Origin of the sequence: Pseudomonas sp. P97.38, from assembly GCF_001269745.1 — a bacterium.
Taxonomy (GTDB): Bacteria; Pseudomonadota; Gammaproteobacteria; order Pseudomonadales; family Pseudomonadaceae; genus Aquipseudomonas; species Aquipseudomonas chlororaphis_E.
Genome location: NZ_LHVJ01000025.1, coordinates 42598 through 59957 on the forward strand (window position 1 = coordinate 42598; position 17360 = coordinate 59957).

Here is a 17360-nt window from a genome sequence, read left to right on the forward strand (position 1 = left end):
TGCTGCGCAGCCCAACGGGGATAAATCCCCTCGCCACAAAGGGGATTTGAGCGGGCTACTGCTCTTCTTTGACGGCCACTGGCGCAGGCGGTGGGCGCAGGCCGATTTCGGCGGTGAGCTTGAGCTCCTTGCCGTTGCGCATCACCTGGATGGTGACTTTGTCGGTGGGTTTGATCCGCGCCACCTGGTTCATCGAGCGGCGGCCGTCGCCAGCCGGTTCGCCGTCGATGCTCAGGATCACGTCACCCAGTTGCAGGCCGGCCTTTTGTGCCGGGCCATCGCGGAAAATCCCCGCGACCACGATGCCTGGCCGTCCCGACAGGCCGAAGGACTCCGCCAATTCCTGGGTCAGTGGCTGGACTTCGATGCCCAGCCAGCCGCGAATCACCTGGCCGTGTTCGATGATGGACTTCATCACTTCCATCGCCAGTTTCACCGGGATCGCGAAGCCAATGCCCTGGCTGCCGCCGGACTTGGAGAAGATCGCCGTGTTGATCCCCGTGAGGTTGCCGTTGGCGTCCACCAGCGCGCCGCCGGAGTTGCCGGGGTTGATGGCGGCGTCGGTCTGGATGAAGTCTTCGTAGTTGTTCAGGCCCAACTGGTTGCGGCCGGTGGCGCTGATGATGCCCATGGTCACGGTCTGGCCGACCCCGAATGGGTTGCCGATGGCCAGGGCGACGTCGCCGATGCGGATGCTGTCGGAACGGCCGATGGTGATGGCCGGCAGGTTCTTCAGGTCGATCTTCAGTACCGCGAGATCGGTTTCCGGGTCGCTGCCGATCACGCGGGCCAGGGTTTCGCGGCCATCCTTGAGGGCGACCACGATCTGGTCGGCGCCACTGGTCACGTGGTTGTTGGTCAGCAGGTAGCCTTCGGGGCTCATGATCACGCCCGAGCCCAGGCTCGACTCCATGCGCTTCTGCTTGGGCGAGTTATCACCGAAGAAGCGCCGGAACTGCGGGTCCTCGAACAACGGGTGGCTGGGCTTGTTGATGACCTTGGTGGTGTACAGGTTGACCACGGCCGGCGCCGCGGTGGTGACGGCGTCGGCATAGGACACCGGGCCCTGCAACAGGGTCTTGGGTTGCGGCGCCTGCTGCAGGTTGACATCGAGGCTCGGCAGGCCGACCCATTCCGGGTAGCGCTGGATAATCAATAGAGCGACAAGCACGCCGGCCAACAGCGGCCAGCCGGAAAAACGCAGCGCCTTGAGCATTAAGCATGTCCTACAAAGGTTGCAGGCGGTATGGGACCGCCCATAATGTCGCGCATTATACGAGGCCGCGCGCGCCTCTGAACGGGATATTTAGGAGTCTTTTCATGGCCGTCGCCCTGAGCACCCTGGTCGAAGAAGCGGACCGCTACTTGGCAAGCAACAGGATTGCCGATTATTGCCCCAACGGCCTGCAGGTTGAAGGCGCGCCCCAGGTGATGCGCATTGTCAGCGGTGTCACGGCCAGCCAGGCGTTGCTCGACGCGGCCGTGGAAGCCAGCGCCGACCTGGTGCTGGTGCACCACGGTTACTTCTGGAAGGGCGAGAACCCCTGCGTCACGGGCATGAAGCAGCGTCGCTTGAAAACCCTGCTCAAGCATGACATCAGCCTGCTGGCCTATCACTTGCCCCTGGACCTGCACCCGGAGGTCGGCAACAACGTGCAACTGGCTCGCCAACTGGACATCACGGTCGAGGGGCCGCTGGACCCGGACAACCCCAAGGTCGTCGGCCTGGTGGGCTCCCTGGCCGAGCCCATGACTGCACGGGATTTCGCCCGCAAGGTCCAGGAGGCCATGGGCCGCGAACCCCTGCTGATCGAAGGTGAGTCGATGATCCGGCGAGTCGGCTGGTGCACCGGTGGTGGCCAGGGTTACATCGATCAAGCGGTGCTGGCCGGGGTTGACCTGTACCTCAGCGGCGAAGCCTCGGAGCAGACCTTCCACAGCGCCCGGGAAAACGGCATCAGCTTCATCGCCGCCGGCCATCATGCGACCGAGCGCTACGGCGTCCAGGCCTTGGGCGACTACCTGGCGCGCCGGTTTGCCCTGGAGCACATCTTCGTCGATTGCCCGAATCCGATCTGATTGCTTATAACATTGTGGGAGCGAGCTTGCTCGCGATAGCAGTGGGTCAGTCAACCTCAGTGCTGACTGATACACTGCTATCGCGAGCAAGCTCGCTCCCACAAAAAGCAGTTGCAGTGCCCGAACCACCTGGCATATCCATATGCTGTTTCGATCTAGTTGGCGCCCTGATTAGAAGAGGTCGCTGTGCTAGGATTCCCCGCTCGAACACGGCCCGCTGGCCGTTCATAAGATAGTTTTCGTGAGTAGCCATGGTCGACAAACTGACGCACCTGAAACAGCTGGAGGCGGAAAGCATCCACATCATCCGCGAGGTGGCCGCCGAGTTCGATAACCCGGTGATGCTGTACTCCATCGGCAAAGACTCCGCCGTAATGCTGCACCTGGCACGCAAGGCGTTTTTCCCTGGCAAGCTGCCGTTTCCGGTGATGCACGTCGATACCCGCTGGAAATTCCAGGAGATGTACAAGTTCCGCGATCGCATGGTCGAGGAAATGGGCCTGGACCTGATCACCCATGTGAACCCCGAGGGCGTGGCACAGGGCATCAACCCGTTTACCCACGGCAGCGCCAAGCACACCGACATCATGAAGACCCAGGGCCTCAAGCAGGCGCTGGACAAGCATGGTTTCGACGCCGCGTTCGGCGGTGCCCGTCGCGACGAAGAGAAGTCCCGCGCCAAGGAGCGCGTCTACTCGTTCCGTGACAGCAAGCACCGCTGGGACCCGAAGAACCAGCGCCCGGAGCTGTGGAACGTCTACAACGGCAAGGTCAACAAAGGCGAGTCGATCCGCGTGTTCCCGCTGTCGAACTGGACCGAGCTGGACATCTGGCAGTACATCTACCTCGAAGGCATCCCGATCGTGCCGCTGTACTTCGCCGCCGAGCGTGAAGTGATCGAGAAGAACGGCACCCTGATCATGATCGACGACGAGCGCATCCTCGAGCACCTGTCCGACGAGGACAAAGCCCGTATCGTCAAGAAGAAAGTGCGTTTCCGTACCCTTGGCTGCTACCCGTTGACGGGCGCGGTGGAGTCCGAGGCCGAAAGCCTGACGGACATCATTCAGGAAATGCTCCTGACGCGAACTTCCGAGCGCCAGGGCCGGGTCATCGACCACGATGGCGCAGGCTCGATGGAAGATAAGAAACGTCAGGGGTACTTTTAAGCTTCGAGTTACAAGCGGCGAGCTGCAAGTTAGAGGCGGTATGCGTAACTTCGCAGCTTGGTGCTTGCAGCCGGTTGTTGCGAGCCGCGATTGAGTGACTCGTAATGGATTTCGAGAAGTTGATTGTCTGGCAGCGAAGCAAATGTTTGGCGGTGGGGATTTATCGAGAGTTTGCGCGATGCGGGGATTTTGGATTCAAGGACCAAATCACCCGTTCTGCACTTTCAGTGCCTTCCAATGTTGCTGAAGGCATGGAGCGTCGGAGTTCCAAGGAAAAGATCCACTTTCTCTGGATGGCGAAGGCTTCTTGTGGAGAGTTGCGCACTCAGATCCTGATAGCCCGAGATATTGCTTACATTGCAGAACCACTGGCTGAAAATTGGATTAAAGAAACCCGAGAGCTCTCTAGGATGCTAGGCGGGTTGATCAATAAAATTTCTGACTAGCTGTACGCCGACAAGCTTGCCGCTTGAAGCTTACAGCTCGGAGCTTGAATGCAATGAGCCACCAATCTGATTTGATCAGCGAGGACATCCTCGCCTACCTGGGCCAGCACGAGCGCAAGGAACTGCTGCGCTTTCTGACCTGCGGCAACGTCGACGACGGCAAGAGCACCCTGATCGGGCGTCTGCTGCACGACTCCAAGATGATCTACGAAGATCACCTGGAAGCCATTACCCGCGATTCGAAGAAAGTCGGCACCACCGGCGACGACATCGACCTGGCGTTGCTGGTCGACGGCTTGCAGGCCGAGCGTGAGCAAGGCATCACCATCGACGTCGCGTACCGTTATTTCTCCACCGCCAAGCGCAAGTTCATCATCGCCGACACCCCCGGCCATGAGCAGTACACCCGCAACATGGCCACCGGTGCGTCCACCTGTGACCTGGCGATCATCCTGGTGGACGCGCGCTACGGCGTGCAGACCCAGACCCGTCGCCACAGCTTCATCGCCTCGTTGCTGGGCATCAAGCACATCGTGGTGGCCATCAACAAGATGGACCTCAAGGACTTCGACCAGGGCGTGTTCGAGTCGATCAAGGCCGACTACCTGCAGTTCGCCGAAGGCTTGAAGATGAAGCCCACGAGCATGCATTTCGTACCGATGTCGGCCCTCAAGGGCGACAACGTGGTGAACAAGTCCGAGCGCTCGCCGTGGTACACCGGTCAGTCGCTGATGGAAATCCTCGAGACCGTGGAAGTGGCGGGCGACCGTAACTTCACCGACCTGCGCTTCCCGGTGCAATACGTCAACCGTCCGAACCTGAACTTCCGCGGTTTCGCCGGCACCCTGGCCAGCGGCATCGTGCACAAGGGCGACGAAGTGGTGGTGTTGCCTTCGGGCAAGAGCAGCCGGGTCAAGTCCATCGTCACCTTCGAAGGTGAGCTGGAGCAGGCCGGCCCAGGCCAGGCGGTGACGCTGACCATGGAAGACGAGATCGACATCTCCCGCGGCGACCTGCTGGTGCATGCCGACAACGTACCGCCGGTCACCGACAGCTTCGAAGCGATGCTGGTGTGGATGGCTGAAGAACCGATGTTGCCGGGCAAGAAATACGACATCAAGCGGGCCACCAGCTACGTGCCGGGCTCGATTGCCAGCATCGTCAACAAGGTGGACGTGAACACCCTGGAAGAGGGGCCGGCCAGCGCGTTGCAGCTCAACGAAATCGGCAAGGTGAAGATCGCCCTGGATGCACCGATCGCCCTGGACGGCTACGAGAGCAACCGCACCACCGGCGCGTTCATCGTCATCGATCGCCTGACCAATGGCACCGTCGGCGCCGGCATGATCGTGGCCCAGCCATTGGCTCACGGCAGCAGCACCCATCATGGCAAGCTGGCCCACGTGTCGGTGGAAGAGCGCGCCCAGCGTTTCGGCCAGAAGCCGGCCACCGTCCTGTTCAGTGGCCTGTCGGGCGCTGGCAAGAGCACGCTGGCCTATGCCGTGGAGCGCAAGCTGTTCGACTCGGGACGCGCGGTGTTCGTGCTCGACGGCCAGAACCTGCGTCACGACCTGAACAAGGGCCTGCCGCAAGACCGCGCCGGACGCACCGAGAATTGGCGTCGTGCGGCCCACGTCGCCCGTCAGTTCAACGAAGCCGGCCTGTTGACCCTGGCGGCGTTCGTGGCGCCGAGTGCCGAAGGGCGTGAACAGGCCAAGGACCTGATCGGCAAGGAGCGTCTGCTGACGGTCTACGTCCAGGCCTCGCCGAGCGTGTGTGCCCAGCGTGACCCGCAAGGGCTGTATGCCGCCGCCGGCGACAACATCCCGGGCGAGTCCTTCCCGTATGACGTGCCGCTGGATGCCGACCTGGTGATCGACACCCAGGCACTGACCCTGGAAGAGAGCGTCAAGCAAGTGCTGGACCTGCTGCGCAGTCGCGGCGCGATCTGACACCGCGCTGGCCAACAAAAAGCCCGCCGATGAGCGATCATCGGCGGGCTTTTTTTGTTGTCTGGAGGGGTGCTATCGCGAGCAAGCTCGCTCCCACAGGGGATTGTCAGTGAATATAGAGTCGGCGTTCACACCGATCCCTGTGGGAGCGAGCTTGCTCGCGATGAGGCCAGTGCAGCCACCTCAAGACTTGGCGGAATGTTCCCGATGCATCTGTTCCAGCAACGCATCCTTGTCCTGCCACAGCTGGTTGATCCAGCCCTGGAATTCCAGGCGATAGGCGCCGTCCAGGTCGTAGCTCTTGCCGATGAACTGGGGTGGGATCTTCAGTTCCTGGAAGTGCACGACCACCTCGGCAACATTGCCGCACAGCAGGTCCCAATACCCCGGGCGACCGCCGGGGTAGTGGATGGTCACGTTGATGATCGACTCCAGTTGCTCACCCATCGCATCCAGCACGAACGCGATGCCTCCGGCCTTGGGCTTGAGCAGGTAGCGAAACGGTGACTGCTGCTGGGCATGCTTGCCTTCGGTGAAGCGGGTGCCCTCGACGAAGTTGAAGATGCCCACCGGATTGTCGCGAAACTTCGCGCAGGTCTTGCGGGTGGTTTCCAGGTCCTTGCCTTTCTTTTCCGGGTACTTCTCCAGATAAGCCTTGGAGTAGCGCTTCATGAACGGGAACCCCAGCGCCCACCAGGCCAGGCCGATCACTGGCACCCAGATCAGCTCCTGCTTGAGGAAGAACTTCAACGGGCGCACGCGACGGTTCAGCACGTACTGCAACACCATGATGTCGACCCAGCTCTGGTGGTTGCTGGTGATCAGGTACGAGTGCTGGTAGTCCAGGCCCTCCAGGCCACTGAGGTGCCAGCGGGTGCGGCGCAGCAGGTTCATCCAGGCCTTGTTGTTGCTGATCCAGGCTTCATGGATATGGCTCATCAGCCAGTCGGTGAAGCGCTGGGCGGCGGGGAAGGGCAGCAGCAACTTGAAGATCGCCACGATGAACAGCGGTGTGCAGCAGACAATGGTATTGAGGGCCAGCAGCAGCGAGGCGATGACGCCGCGTACCGGGGCAGGCAGGAAGTCCAGCATTTAAATGTCCATGGGTCGGTTGGCGGCTTGGATCGCGGTCAGGGCGATGGTGTACACGATGTCGTCGACCTGGGCGCCGCGCGGCAAGTCGTTCACCGGCTTGCGCAGGCCTTGCAACATCGGCCCGAGGCTGACGCAGTCGGCGCTGCGTTGTACGGCCTTGTGGGTGGTGTTGCCGGTGTTCAGGTCCGGGAAGATGAACACCGTCGCCCGGCCGGCCACCTGGCTATTGGGCGCCAGTTGTCGCGCCACGGTTTCGTTGGCGGCGGCGTCGTACTGCAGCGGGCCGTCGATCAGCAGGCCGTGTTGCGCCTCGTGGGCCAACAGCGTGGCTTCGCGGACTTTCTCGACTTCCTCGCCACTGGCCGATTCGCCGCTGGAGTAACTGAGCATCGCCACCCGTGGCGTGATACCGAACGCGGCGGCCGAGTCGGCGCTCTGCAGGGCGATCTCCGCCAGTTCCGCGGCACTGGGGTGCGGGTTCATCACGCAGTCGCCATAGACCAGCACTTCCTCGGGAAACAGCATGAAGAACACCGAGGACACCAGGGAGCAACCCGGGGCGGTCTTGATCAATTGCAGCGCCGGGCGGATGGTGTTGGCGGTGGAGTGGATGACGCCGGACACTAGCCCGTCCACTTCATCGAGCGCCAGCATCATGGTGCCGATCACCACGGTGTCTTCCAGTTGCTGCTCGGCCATTGGCGCGTTCAGGCTCTTGCTCTTGCGCAGTCGCACCATGGGCTCGACATAGCGCTCGCGGATCGAGTCCGGGTCGAGAATCTCCAGCCCCGGCGGCAGTTCGATGCCTTGGGCACGGGCCACGGCCTCGACGTCGGCCGGCTTGGCCAGCAGCACGCAGCGGGCGATGCCCCGGGCCTGGCAAATGGCGGCGGCCTGGACGGTCAGCGGCTCGCTGCCTTCGGGCAGGACGATGCGCTTGTTGGCGGCCTGGGCGCGCTGGATCAATTGGTAGCGGAACACGGCAGGCGACAGGCGCATCTCCCGTGGCGTGCCGCAGCGCTGGTGCAGCCAGTTGGCGTCCAGGTGGCTGGCGACGAAGTCGGTGATGATCTCGGCGCGCTCGCGGTCGTCGATCGGGATTTCCTTGTTCAGGCCGTTGAGCAGGTTGGCGGTGTCGTAGGAGCCGGTGCTGACCGACAGCACCGGCAGGCCGGCCTGCAAGGCGCCGCGGCACAGGTCCATGATGCGTGGGTCGGGCAGGGTGTCGCTGGTCAGCAACAGGCCGGCCAGCGGCACGCCGTTGATGGCGGCCAGGCTCACCGCCAGGATGATGTCGTCGCGATCGCCGGGGGTGACCACCAGCACGCCGGGCTTGAGCAGTTCCACGGTGTTGCGCATGGTCCGGGCGCAAATGATGATGTTGCTCATGCGCCGGCTTTCGTAGTCGCCGGCATTGAGCACCTGCGCGCCCATCAGGTCGGCCACGTCACGGGTACGCGGCGCATTGAGTTCCTGACGAAACGGGATGCAGCCCAGCAGGCGGAAATCGCCGCTGCGCAGCAGGGGAGAGTGTTCCTTGAGGCGGGCGGAGAAGGCGTCCATGCTTTCCTCGGTGCGGACCTTGTTCAGGATCACGCCGAGCACTTTCGGGTCTTTCGGCCCGCCGAACAATTGCGCCTGCAACTCAACCCGGCCGGACAGCTCGGTCAGCACTTCGTTTTCCGGCGCCGACACCAGGATGACTTCGGCGTCCAGGCTCTTGGCCAGGTGCAGGTTGACCCGGGCGGCGTAGCTGGCGTTGCGGGTCGGGACCATGCCTTCGACCACCAGCACGTCCTTGCCGATGGCGGCCTGCTGGTACAGGGTGATGATTTCTTCCAGCAGCTCATCGAGCTGGCCGTCGCCGAGCATGCGTTCGACGTGGGCCAGGCCCAGGGGCTGTGGCGGTTTCAGGCCATGGGTGCGCGCCACCAGTTCGGTCGAGCGCTCCGGCCCGGTGTCGCCGGGGTGCGGCTGGGCGATGGGCTTGAAAAAGCCGACTTTCAACCCGGCCCGTTCGAGGGTACGCACCAGCCCGAGGCTGATGGAGGTCAGACCCACGCCAAAATCGGTGGGCGCGATAAAAAAAGTTTGCATGCGGGTTCTCTAAGGGTGCATGGCAAGGGCGAGGCCTATGTCTGGCCGTCTGCCGTGAAATTCAGTCGCCAAGGTTATCGCTAACGGGGGCTTGCGCGCACCAGCCGCAATCAAAGGGCTGGCCTATTTTTTCAATACGTTGCGTCGGTTCCAGGACCCAGGCCCGGGATTGCCAGGGCGGCTGGTGGCGCAGATGCTGGGTGTGGCCGCAGGACAGCTCGGCCACCCAGTGCCCGTCCTCGTCCTGGTGGAAACCGCAGACCGTCGGTCTGGCTACGCTAGCCCGTTTGTCCGGGTTCCGTTCGCTTTCGGGCAAATCCTTGTTTAGACTTGTCCGTTCTTCATTCTTATGCAAAAGGTCTCGCCCCATGCTGATCGCCGCCAATAAGGCTGTCTCCATCGACTATACCCTGACCAACGACGCTGGTGAGGTCATCGACAGCTCTGCCGGCGGCGCACCGCTGGTCTACCTGCACGGTGCAGGCAACATCATCCAGGGCCTGGAAAAAGCCCTGGAAGGTAAAACCACCGGTGACGAGCTGAACGTGACCGTCGAGCCGGAAGATGCCTATGGCGAGTACTCCGCCGAACTGGTCAGCACCCTGAGCCGCAGCATGTTCGAAGGCGTCGACGAGCTGGAAGTGGGCATGCAGTTCCACGCATCGGCCCCCGATGGCCAGATGCAGATCGTCACCATCCGCGATCTGGAAGGCGACGACGTGACTGTCGACGGCAACCACCCGCTGGCTGGCCAGCGCCTGAACTTCAAGGTCAAGGTCGTCGACATCCGTGACGCCAGCCAGGAAGAAGTGGCCCATGGTCACGTCCATGGCGAAGGTGGTCATCACCACTGATTTTCTGCGCTACGCTCAGAGAACTGAAAAGGCGCCGTGAGGCGCCTTTTTTGGTCGGTTGCTGTTAGCATCGACCGTGGCTGTTTCGAAAAGACCTGCAAACCTGGAGTTCGTCATGAGTGCTTTCCACGACCTTAAACTGAAAGCCCTGGATGGTCAGGAGCTTCCTCTGGCGCCGTTCAAGGGGCAAGTCGTGCTGGTGGTCAACGTCGCCTCCAAATGTGGCCTGACGCCTCAGTACGCCGCGCTGGAAAACCTCCACCAGCAATTCAAGGACCGGGGCTTCAGCGTACTGGGGCTGCCCTGCAACCAGTTCGCCGGGCAGGAGCCCGGGACCGAGCAGGAGATCCAGGACTTCTGCAGCCTCAACTATGGCGTCACGTTCCCATTGTCCAGCAAACTGGAAGTGAACGGTCATGACCGCCATCAGTTGTATCGCCTGCTGGCGGGCGAGGGCGCCGAGTTTCCCGGCGACATCACCTGGAACTTCGAGAAATTCCTGCTGGGCAAGGATGGCCGGGTACTCGCGCGGTTTTCGCCGCGTACGGCACCGGATGATCCTGCGGTGATCCAGGCCATCGAAAAAGCATTGGGTTGAAGCCCGGCCCGTGTGGCGAGGGAGCTTGCTCCCGCTCGGTTGCGCGGCAATCGCCAAAAAAGGGGCTGCTACGCAGCCCAGCGGGAGCAAGCTCCCTCGCCACGGGGTTCATGATTGAGCGAACCTCAGTGCTCCCTTCTGATCCTTAATCACTCCAATCAATAGTGCTACCCACCACTCGGCACGGCACATATTATCCTCGTCATATAGACCTGCGACCTTATCCCCGTGGAGTGCCCCATGCCTGTAAAAGCCCTGTTCAAACCCTTCCACCTCGGCGCGTTGGAGTTGCCGACCCGAGTGGTGATGGCGCCGATGACCCGTTCCTTCTCGCCGGGCGGGGTACCGAATGCCAAGGTGATCGAGTACTACCGCCGCCGCGCAGCCGCCGGCGTCGGCCTGATCATCACCGAGGGCACCACGGTCGGGCACAAGGCTTCCAACGGTTATCCCCACGTGCCGCATTTCTACGGTGACGCCGCGCTGGCCGGTTGGAAGCAGGTGGTCGACGCGGTACATGCCGAAGGTGGCAAGATCGTTCCGCAACTGTGGCATGTGGGCAGTGTGCGCCGCATCGGGACCGAGCCGGATGCCAGCGTGCCGGGCTACGGGCCGACCGAAAAACTCAAGGACGGCCAGGTGGTGGTCCATGGCATGACCCAGGCGGACATCGACGAGGTCATTGCCGCATTCGCTCAGGCCGCGAAGGATGCCCAGGCCATCGGCATGGACGGTGTGGAGATCCACGGAGCCCATGGCTACCTGGTGGACCAGTTCTTCTGGGAGGGCAGCAACCAGCGTACCGACGGTTACGGTGGCAGCCTGGCCAACCGTTCGCGCTTCGCGATCGAGCTGATCCGTGCCGTGCGCGCGGCGGTGGGCGAGGGCTTCCCGATTATCTTCCGTTTTTCCCAATGGAAACAGCAGGACTACACCGCCCGCCTGGTGCAGACGCCGCAGGCGTTGGGCGAATTCCTCAAGCCGTTGTCCGACGCCGGCGTGGACATTTTCCACTGCTCGACGCGGCGTTTCTGGGAACCGGAATTCGAAGGCTCCGAGCTGAACCTGGCCGGCTGGACCCGCAAGCTCACCGGCAAGCCGACCATTACCGTGGGCAGCGTCGGCCTGGATGGCGAGTTCCTGCAGTTCATGGTCAACACCGACAAGGTCGCCCAGCCCGCCAGCCTGGAGAAGTTGCTGGAGCGCCTGAACAACGATGAGTTCGACCTGGTGGCTGTGGGGCGTGCGCTGCTGGTGGATCCGGACTGGGCGCAAAAAGTTCGCGACGGCCGCGAGCAGGAGATCCTGCCGTTCAGCCGCGAGGCGTTGATGACCTTGGTTTAAGGACTGACTGAACTGACGCTATCGCGAGCAAGCTCGCTCCCACACTGATCTCTGGCGGACATCTACCTTGTCCGCGACCAGGATCCCTTGTGGGAGCGAGCTCGCTCGCGATGGCGATCTGCACGGCACCTGGGACTAACGTATTGTCGAGGCTGCCGGCATCGCCTGCTCAGTCAGGCAAGCCCCGCGCAACTGCGCTTCGAATTGCTCGATCACGGCCGTCCAACCCTGGCGGCTGGCATGCTGGCGTGCATTGAGCCTCACGCAACGCAAGTTCTCGCGGGCCTCCAGCAGCCAACAGGCGGCGTCGCAGAACGCCTCTTCATCCCCTGGCATCGCCAGCACGCCGTTATAGCCGTGACGAATGTGCTGGGCCGCCGCGGCCTGGTCATAGGCCACCACGCCCAACCCGGACGCCAGCGCTTCGAGCACCACGTTGCCGAAGGTTTCGGTCAGGCTCGGGAAGACAAACAGGTCTCCCGAGGCATAGTGGCTGGCCAGCGTTTCGCCACGTTGCGAACCGCAGAAAATCGCCTCGGGCAGTGCCTGTTCCAGTTCGGCGCGTTGCGGGCCATCGCCGATCACCACCAGCTTCATCCGCCGCTCCGGGAATGTACTGCGCAGCCTGTCGAAACTGCGCTTGAGCAAGCCGAGGTTCTTCTCCGGCGCCAGGCGTCCGACATGAATCACTGCCATGTCGTCATCGCCCAGGCCCCAGGCCTCGCGCAGGCTGGCCGAGCGCTTTATCGGGTGAAACAGCTGGCTGTCCACACCCCGCGACAACAATGCCACGCGTTCGAAGTGCCGCCGTTCCAGCTCCAGGCGCTGGCTGAGGCTGGGGACGAGGGTCAGGTGGGAGCGGTTATGAAACCAGCGCAGGTAATGCGTGAGTACGCGGCTCAACAGCCCGAGCCCGTATTGCTGGGTGTACTGCTGGAAGTTGGTGTGGAAACCACTGACCACCGCGATCCCCAGGCGCCGCGCCGCCCGCAACGCGGCTAGCCCAAGCGGGCCTTCGGTGGCGATGTACAGCACGTCGGGACGGTGACGTTTCCAGCGCCGCAGCAGCTTGTGCATCGACGCCTGGCCCCACTGCAGGCCCGGATAACCCGGCAACGGCCAGCCCCGGCACAACAGCAATTGCTCGTCACTGGCCTGGCGCTGGTCGTCGCCCTGGCGGGGACGGATCAGCTCGACCCGGTGCCCTCGGGCGCACAAACCGTCGTACAGACGGCCCAGGGTATTGGCCACACCATTGATTTCCGGCGGGAAGGTTTCAGTGATGAGGGTGATGTGCAGGTGTGTGGTCATGACCCCAGTGTCGACCGGGGCCATGTCGTCATTGTGACGTCAGGATGATGGATTTGTGACCTTAAGGGACCTGCCGCGCCAACGCGGTTTCGGCCCCTTGCTCGCGCACCCAGAACAAGGTCGCCCCGGCCACGGCCGCCGGCATCATCAGGATGTTGACCACGGGGATCAGCAGCGCCAGGTACACGCTGCCGCCAAAGCCGAGGCTCTGCCAGCGCTTCTGCCGCAGCCAGGCGAGCATTTCGTTCCAGCCCAGCTTGTGGTTGTCCGCCGGGTAGTCGATGTACTGGATTGCCATCATCCACACCCCGAACAGCAGCCACAGCGGGGCGGCTACCAGGTTGACCACCGGAATGAACGACAGCACGAACAGCCCCAGGGCGCGGGGCAGGAAATAGCCGAGCTTGCGCGCCTCCCGGGCGAAGGTGCGAGGAACCATTGCGATCAGCTCACCCCAGCTGAATGCCGGGAAGTCATCGGTGCCACGGATGACCACCTCGACCTTTTCCGCGAGAAAACCGTTGAACGGCGCGGCGATGATGTTGGCGAGCAGGGTGAAGGTGAAGAACACCATCAGCACCACCAGTACCACGAACAACGGCCAGAGAATGTAGCTGAGGAAGCCCAGCCACTCTGGCAGCGAGGGCATCAGGGTGTCGACCCACAGACTGAACTGGTGGCCGGCCAGGTAGATCAGCCCGACGAACAGCACCAGGTTGATGGCCAACGGCAACAGAACGAACAGGCGCAGGCCCGGGCTCAAGACCAGCTTGAGGCCTTCTTGCAGGTATTGCGGGCCGGACAGGACAGGGGCGGGCATGAGGAGCTCCGAACGAAGTTGATCGCGCCGACCTTACCGGCTTTGTCTGGCGCGCGAAAGCGGCGACATGGCGTGTAACAACGTTTCAGGCTACAACCGCTGCTATTGGAGCGACCATTGCGGATAGAGCTCACCTATGAGCTGGATTGTTAAACCGTATTTCCTTAATCTTCGCTCCCTCGATACGCTGCACCCATTCTTTTTCAGGACCGTCGAACCCAGCCTTCCCCAAGTGCGTCAACGGTCTTTTTTATTCACGCCGCTCACCCGGCGTTCCGGGCCGCAGGGTCCGGTCAACAGGAGCAGGTCATGTCTGAAGTCCGTCATTCGCGAGTGATTATCCTCGGTTCCGGCCCTGCCGGTTACAGCGCTGCTGTCTATGCCGCCCGTGCCAACCTCAAGCCGCTGCTGATCACCGGCATGCAGGCCGGCGGTCAATTGACCACCACCACCGAAGTCGACAACTGGCCGGGCGATGTCCACGGCCTGACCGGCCCGGCCCTGATGGAGCGCATGAAAGAACACGCCGAGCGCTTCGAAACCGAGATCGTTTTCGATCACATCAACGCCGTGGACTTTGCCGCCAAGCCCTACACCCTGACCGGTGACAGCGCGACCTACACGTGCGATGCCCTGATCATCGCCACCGGTGCCAGCGCTCGCTACCTGGGCCTGCCGTCGGAAGAAGCCTTCATGGGCAAGGGTGTTTCCGCCTGCGCCACCTGCGACGGTTTCTTCTATCGCAACAAACCCGTGGCAGTGGTCGGCGGCGGCAACACCGCTGTCGAGGAAGCCTTGTACCTGGCCAACATCGCCAGCACGGTCACCCTGATCCACCGTCGTGAAACCTTCCGCGCCGAGAAGATCCTGATCGACAAGCTCAACGCCCGCGTTGCCGAAGGCAAGATCATCCTCAAGCTCAACGCGACCCTGGACGAAGTGCTGGGCGACAACATGGGCGTGACCGGCGCGCGCCTGAAGAACAACGATGGCAGTTTCGACGAGATCAAGGTCGACGGCGTGTTCATCGCCATCGGCCACACGCCGAACACTTCGCTGTTCGAAGGCCAGCTGGAGCTCAAGGACGGCTACCTGGTCGTCAAGGGCGGCCGTGACGGCAATGCCACCGCCACCAGCGTCGAAGGCATCTTCGCGGCCGGCGACGTGGCCGACCACGTCTACCGCCAGGCCATCACCTCGGCCGGCGCCGGCTGCATGGCGGCCCTGGACACCGAGCGTTACCTGGACGGCCTGCAGAACGCTTCGTTCTGATTCATCGGGTACAAAAAAACCGGCTTCGGCCGGTTTTTTCATGTGTGTGGACTTCCTGGAACCCTGTGGGAGCGGGCTTGCTCGCGAAAGCGGTGGGTCAGCCAGCACAGGTTTGACTGACATACCGCATTCGCGAGCAAGCCCGCTCCCACAGGTTATCCATGGCTTTTAGATCGTATCAGGACAACTTCGCCAGGCACGCTTCGAGAATATCCAGGCCTTCCTCCAACACCGCCGGTTCGGTCGTCAACGGTGCCAGCAGGCGGATGATGTGTCGCGACTTGCCACTGGGCATCAACAGCAGGCCCGCTTCCCGTGCCAGGGCCAGCAACTGGGTCAGTTGTGCCGGTGCTGGCGTGCCGTCGGCATGGGCCAGTTCGAGGCCACGCATCGCGCCGACGCCGGTCAGGCGGCCCAGGTACGGTGTCAGTTTACGATGGCGCCAGGCTTCGTAGCGGCTGACGATCGCTGCTTCCTGTTGGGTGCCCCAGGTGTGCAAGTGGGCATCGGTCATCTCGTCCAGGGTCGCCAATGCGGCGGCGCAGGCGATGGGGTTGCCTGAATAAGTACCGCCCAGCCCACCCTTGGGCAGGTTGTCCAGCAACGCCTTGCGTCCCACCACCGCGCCCAGTGGCACGCCGCCGGCAATGCTCTTGCCCAGCAGGATCAGGTCCGGCTCGATGCCCAGGCGCGAGAATGCGAAGCGCTGGCCGGTGCGACCGAAGCCGGACTGGATCTCATCGACGATCAGCACGATCCCCTGCTTATCGCAGAACTGCCGCAGCGCCCGGGCAAACGGTACATCCAAGGCCAGGAAGCCGGCTTCGCCCTGCACCGGTTCGATGATGAAACAGGCGACGTCGTTCACGTCGATCTCGACGCTGAACAGCCGTTCCATGGCCTTGAGCGCCTCGGCGCACGTGACGCCGTTGTCCTGGCTCGGATACGGCAGGTGATAGACCGGCCCAGGCAGCACGCCGACCTTCTGTTTGTACGGCGCGACCTTGCCGTTGAGGTTGAGCGTGGCCAGGGTGCGGCCATGGAACGCGCCGTCAAACGCCACGACGGCAGTGCGGCCGGTGGCGCCGCGCACGATCTTCAAGGCGTTCTCCGCCGCTTCGGCACCGCTGTTGGTGAGCATGCCACTGACCGGGTAGTCCACCGGTATGAATGCGCTCAGGCGCTCCATCAGTTCAATGTAGGGCACATGCGGTGCAGCGTTGAACGCGTAGTGGGTCAGCCGGGTCGCCTGTGTGCGAATCGCCTCGACGATGCGCGGATGGCAATGGCCGAGGTTCAACACGCCGATGCCGCCGACGAAATCGATGTAGCGCTTGCCATCGGTGTCCCAGACCTCGGCGTTCCTGCCGTGGCTGAGGCTGATGGGGTGCACGATGGAAATCGATTGGCTGATGGTTTCGCTGCTCATGAATGACCGCTCGCAAGGGAAGATGGCGTGCGCTATTCAAGCGGTGAGCGAAGGGCGTCGGCAAACGAAATAAAGTTGCCGGGTCAATCTTAAAAGTCGGGATGTGGAGCCGGTGCAGATTCTGCGCGCACTGTGTGCGTGACGACGAAGCTTTCGTGGCGAGGGAGCAAGCTTCCTCGCCACGAAAGCGGATTTCGGCAGAGCGGCGGTTTTTGGATCAGCGACGCTGCAGCGGCTGCGCCTCGAACTTCACGCCGGCCAACCCATGCGCCATCAGCGCACGGATATTGCCGTGATCGCTGCCTTCGGGCGTGGCCAGCACTGAACGGTAATGCTCGCCGAATGCCAGCAGCGCTTCTTCGTCGCTCAAGCCTTCGAGCAAGGCCAGGCCCAGGGTCTTGCAGGAACCTTCGTTCTGCCCCGCGGCGTTGGTCACGCCACCATTGGTGAAAGCCTGGGGTTGGTAGTCGTAGCCGGCGGCGATGAAGGCCAGGGTGTCGGCGAACAGGTGCTCACCGCTCTTGAGACGGGTGCGCAGGGTGTCGAGATCAGGCATCGGGTTTTCCTTTGGCGAACGCCGCTTGCTGTTCGGCGCAGGCTTCTTTCTGGTATTGGGCTTTCCACTCGGCGTACGGCATGCCGTAGACCACTTCGCGGGCTTCGTCGAGGCTGACCTCGATCTGGCGTTCATCGGCGGCGGCCTTGTACCACTTGGACAGGCAGTTGCGGCAGAAGCCGGACAGATTCATCAGGTCGATGTTCTGCACATCCTTGCGGCTGTCCAGGTGGGCAACCAGCCGGCGGAAAGCGGCGGCTTCGAGTTCGAGGCGTTGTTGCTCGTTCATGGTGGTCTCTGCAAGACAGCTTCAAGGGCTAGCTTCAAGCTGCACGTTG

At 62.5% G+C, this 17360-nt stretch carries 17 protein-coding genes; 8 read left to right on the forward strand and 9 right to left on the reverse strand.

Annotation, left to right across the window (positions count from 1 at the left end):
- Window positions 1-55: 55 nt before the first annotated feature.
- On the reverse strand, window positions 56-1216 hold the full coding sequence (gene algW / locus AD664_RS20395; RefSeq protein WP_042732519.1) for a Do family serine endopeptidase AlgW: 1161 nt from the start codon (window positions 1214-1216) through the stop codon (window positions 56-58).
- A 104-nt stretch (window positions 1217-1320) separates the two neighbouring features.
- On the opposite strand from algW, the gene AD664_RS20400 reads away from it, so the two are divergent.
- The 4 genes from AD664_RS20400 (at window position 1321) to cysN (ending at window position 5646) form a co-directional block, all read left to right on the forward strand.
- Complete coding sequence (locus AD664_RS20400) at window positions 1321-2079, forward strand: Nif3-like dinuclear metal center hexameric protein (RefSeq protein WP_053149152.1); 759 nt, start codon at window positions 1321-1323, stop codon at window positions 2077-2079.
- A gap of 251 nt (window positions 2080-2330) precedes the next feature.
- The gene (gene cysD / locus AD664_RS20405) at window positions 2331-3248 is read left to right on the forward strand and encodes a sulfate adenylyltransferase subunit CysD (RefSeq protein WP_042732314.1); all 918 of its coding nucleotides are present in this window, start codon (window positions 2331-2333) and stop codon (window positions 3246-3248) included.
- A gap of 104 nt (window positions 3249-3352) precedes the next feature.
- The gene (locus AD664_RS20410; RefSeq protein WP_042732315.1) at window positions 3353-3694 is read left to right on the forward strand and encodes a four helix bundle protein; all 342 of its coding nucleotides are present in this window, start codon (window positions 3353-3355) and stop codon (window positions 3692-3694) included.
- Between the two features lie 53 nt (window positions 3695-3747).
- A complete protein-coding gene (cysN, locus tag AD664_RS20415; protein WP_042732316.1) occupies window positions 3748-5646 on the forward strand; it encodes a sulfate adenylyltransferase subunit CysN in 1899 nt (632 codons plus the stop codon).
- Window positions 5647-5829: 183 nt separating this feature from the next.
- Here the strand turns inward: cysN and AD664_RS20420 are convergent, their stop codons facing one another.
- The 3 genes from AD664_RS20420 to AD664_RS20430 all read right to left on the reverse strand — a co-directional run bounded on the left by AD664_RS20420 (window position 5830) and on the right by AD664_RS20430 (window position 9238).
- On the reverse strand, window positions 5830-6738 hold the full coding sequence (locus tag AD664_RS20420) for an acyltransferase (protein WP_047738281.1): 909 nt from the start codon (window positions 6736-6738) through the stop codon (window positions 5830-5832).
- Window positions 6739-8838 (reverse strand): phosphate acetyltransferase, encoded by a 2100-nt coding sequence (gene pta, locus AD664_RS20425; RefSeq protein WP_053149154.1) that lies wholly within the window; start codon window positions 8836-8838, stop codon window positions 6739-6741. It lies immediately after the preceding gene.
- A 61-nt stretch (window positions 8839-8899) separates the two neighbouring features.
- A complete protein-coding gene (locus AD664_RS20430; RefSeq protein ID WP_053149156.1) occupies window positions 8900-9238 on the reverse strand; it encodes a DUF3565 domain-containing protein in 339 nt (112 codons plus the stop codon).
- Between AD664_RS20430 and AD664_RS20435 the strand changes: the two genes are divergently transcribed.
- The 3 genes from AD664_RS20435 to AD664_RS20445 all read left to right on the forward strand — a co-directional run bounded on the left by AD664_RS20435 (window position 9207) and on the right by AD664_RS20445 (window position 11634).
- On the forward strand, window positions 9207-9692 hold the full coding sequence (locus tag AD664_RS20435) for a peptidylprolyl isomerase (RefSeq protein WP_047738276.1): 486 nt from the start codon (window positions 9207-9209) through the stop codon (window positions 9690-9692). The genes AD664_RS20430 and AD664_RS20435 overlap by 32 nt on opposite strands.
- Window positions 9693-9807: 115 nt before the next feature.
- Window positions 9808-10290: a glutathione peroxidase gene (locus AD664_RS20440; protein ID WP_047738275.1), complete on the forward strand. Its 483-nt coding sequence runs from the start codon at window positions 9808-9810 to the stop codon at window positions 10288-10290.
- A 240-nt stretch (window positions 10291-10530) separates the two neighbouring features.
- Complete coding sequence (locus tag AD664_RS20445; RefSeq protein ID WP_053149159.1) at window positions 10531-11634, forward strand: NADH:flavin oxidoreductase; 1104 nt, start codon at window positions 10531-10533, stop codon at window positions 11632-11634.
- A gap of 135 nt (window positions 11635-11769) precedes the next feature.
- Here the strand turns inward: AD664_RS20445 and AD664_RS20450 are convergent, their stop codons facing one another.
- Complete coding sequence (locus AD664_RS20450) at window positions 11770-12969, reverse strand: glycosyltransferase family 1 protein (protein ID WP_053149161.1); 1200 nt, start codon at window positions 12967-12969, stop codon at window positions 11770-11772.
- A 37-nt stretch (window positions 12970-13006) separates the two neighbouring features.
- Window positions 13007-13765: a sulfate transporter CysZ gene (cysZ, locus tag AD664_RS20455; protein ID WP_042729392.1), complete on the reverse strand. Its 759-nt coding sequence runs from the start codon at window positions 13763-13765 to the stop codon at window positions 13007-13009.
- Window positions 13766-14074: 309 nt separating this feature from the next.
- On the opposite strand from cysZ, the gene trxB reads away from it, so the two are divergent.
- A complete protein-coding gene (trxB, locus tag AD664_RS20460) occupies window positions 14075-15037 on the forward strand; it encodes a thioredoxin-disulfide reductase (protein WP_003205459.1) in 963 nt (320 codons plus the stop codon).
- A gap of 178 nt (window positions 15038-15215) precedes the next feature.
- On the opposite strand, the gene AD664_RS20465 is transcribed toward trxB, so the two are convergent.
- From AD664_RS20465 to AD664_RS20475, 3 genes are all read right to left on the reverse strand, one after another.
- Window positions 15216-16466, reverse strand: coding sequence for an aspartate aminotransferase family protein (locus tag AD664_RS20465; RefSeq protein ID WP_053149164.1), 1251 nt, complete (start codon window positions 16464-16466; stop codon window positions 15216-15218).
- A 217-nt stretch (window positions 16467-16683) separates the two neighbouring features.
- On the reverse strand, window positions 16684-17022 hold the full coding sequence (locus tag AD664_RS20470) for a HopJ type III effector protein (protein ID WP_042729390.1): 339 nt from the start codon (window positions 17020-17022) through the stop codon (window positions 16684-16686).
- Window positions 17015-17311: a DUF1244 domain-containing protein gene (locus AD664_RS20475; RefSeq protein ID WP_053149167.1), complete on the reverse strand. Its 297-nt coding sequence runs from the start codon at window positions 17309-17311 to the stop codon at window positions 17015-17017. Before AD664_RS20475 ends, AD664_RS20470 begins: the two co-directional genes overlap by 8 nt.
- Window positions 17312-17360: the final 49 nt, after the last annotated feature.